Genomic DNA, 2134 nt, shown 5'->3' on the forward strand with positions numbered 1-2134 from the left:
TTCATCGCACGGGCGCGCCACATCGAGGTGCAGGTGCTCGGCGACGGCCGCAACGTCGTCCACCTGTTCGAACGCGAATGCTCGCTGCAGCGGCGGCGCCAGAAAATCCTCGAGGAAGCGCCGTCGCCTTCGCTGACGCCTGCGCAGCGCAATGCGCTGTGCGCATCGGCCACGCGTCTTGCGCAAGAGGTTGGCTATCGCAGCGCGGGCACGCTCGAATACCTGTTCGACGACGCACGCGGCGAGTTCTACTTCATCGAGATGAACACGCGCATCCAGGTCGAGCATCCGGTGACCGAGGCGATCACCGGCATCGATCTCGTGCGCGAGACGCTGCGCATCGCCGACGGCGAGCCGCTGCGCTTCGCGCAGCACGACATCACGATGCGCGGCGCGGCGCTCGAATGCCGGATCAACGCGGAAGATCCGCTGCAGGATTTCCGCCCGAACCCCGGCCGGATCGACGAACTCGTGTGGCCGACCGGCCCGGGCGTACGCGTCGATTCGCTGCTCTACCCGGGCTACGTCGTGCCGCCGTTCTACGATTCATTGCTCGCGAAGCTGATCGTGCACGACGAGAGCCGCGCGGCCGCGCTGCAGCGGATGGCCCGCGCACTGGGCGAGCTGCAGGTCGGCGGCCTGAAGACGACCGCGCCGCTGCACGTCGCACTGCTCGCGGACGACGACGTGCGCGCCGGGCGCTATCACACGAATTTTCTCGAAGCGTGGATGCCGCGCTGGCGCGAAGCCGCCGCCGCGCAACGACACGCAGCCGACAATGCAGACGCCGTGCGCGTCGGGGAGGCGATGTGACGACCCGTTATACGTTCGGCGGCGACGAGTTCGTGTTCGTCGAAATCAGCGAATCGATGTCGCTCGATGCGTTCTTCAAGGGCACGGCGATCACGCGCGAACTGCAGCGCCGCGCGGTGCCGGGCATCACCGAGATCTGTCCGGCGAATGCGTCCTACCAGGTGCGCTACGACCCGGACGTGATCGAGCCCGACGCGCTCGTCGCGCTGCTGAAGACGATCGAGGCCGAAGTCGGCGACGCGCCGCTCGAACTCGACACGCGCATCGTCGAGGTGCCGGTGCTCTACAACGACCCGTGGACGCACGAGACGCTGATGCGGTTTCGCGAACGCCACCAGGATCCGTCGTCGACCGATCTCGAATACGCGGCCCGCATCAACGGCAAGCGCGACGTCGATGAATTCATCGCCGCGCACTCGGGCTCGCCGTGGTTCGTGTCGATGGTCGGCTTCGTCGCGGGCCTGCCGTTCATGTACCAGATGGTCGAGCGCGAACGCCAGCTCGAAGTGCCGAAGTACCTGCGGCCGCGCACCGACACGCCGAAGCTGACGGTCGGCCACGGCGGCTGTTTCGGCTGCATCTACTCGGTGCGCGGCGCGGGCGGCTACCAGATGTTCGGCGTGACGCCGGCGCCGATCTTCGATCCCGAGCAGCGGCTCGGCTACCTGCGCGACTTCATGGTGTTCTTCCGGCCCGGCGACATCGTGAAATTCCAGCCGATCGATCGTGCGACCTACGATGCCGCGGTGGCCGACGTCGAAGCCGGCACCTTCTCCCTGCGCGTGCGCCCGGTGAAATTCTCGCTCGACGCCTTCCTGCGCGATCCCGATGCGGTCAACCGCTCTCTCGTCGAGGTGCTGCATGCAAGCTGACGCGCACAACCTGATCGAGGTCGTCAAACCCGGCCTCGCGACGTCGGTCCAGGACATGGGCCGACAAGGCTATTACCACGTGGGCATTCCGCCGTCGGGCTCGCTCGACCAGTACGCATCGCGTGCGGCGAACCTGCTGGTCGGCAATCCCGAAGAAGCCGCCGTGCTCGAATGCACGCTGCTCGGCCCCGAGCTGATGTTCCATGCGGATGCGCTGATCGCCGTCACCGGCGCCGAGATGACGCCGAAGATCGACGGCATCGGCCAGCGCTGCAACGTCGCGCTGCGGATCCGCGCGGGCAGCGTGCTGTCGTTCAACTACGTGAAGGCCGGCGCGCGCGCGTATCTCGCCGTCGCGGGCGGCATCGACGTGCCGGTCGTGCTCGGCAGCCGCTCGACCTACACGCTCGGCGCGATCGGCGGCCACGCGGGCCGGCGCCTGCAGAAAG

Annotated in this window: 2 protein-coding genes and 1 pseudogene; all 3 read left to right on the forward strand. The window is 67.6% G+C overall.

Annotation, left to right across the window (positions count from 1 at the left end):
* Nucleotides 1-813, forward strand: a pseudogene (locus G3N93_RS38470) (acetyl-CoA carboxylase biotin carboxylase subunit); the annotation flags it as partial.
* A complete protein-coding gene (locus G3N93_RS38475) occupies nucleotides 810-1685 on the forward strand; it encodes an allophanate hydrolase subunit 1 (RefSeq protein ID WP_174937674.1) in 876 nt (291 codons plus the stop codon). The pseudogene G3N93_RS38470 and the gene G3N93_RS38475, both read left to right, overlap by 4 nt.
* The coding region (locus G3N93_RS38480; RefSeq protein ID WP_374196555.1) for a biotin-dependent carboxyltransferase family protein at nucleotides 1675-2134 on the forward strand (460 nt) is incomplete at its 3' end. The genes G3N93_RS38475 and G3N93_RS38480, both read left to right, overlap by 11 nt.

The sequence above is a fragment of the Burkholderia sp. Se-20378 genome (genome assembly GCF_017104665.1).
Taxonomy (GTDB): Bacteria; Pseudomonadota; Gammaproteobacteria; order Burkholderiales; family Burkholderiaceae; genus Burkholderia; species Burkholderia lata.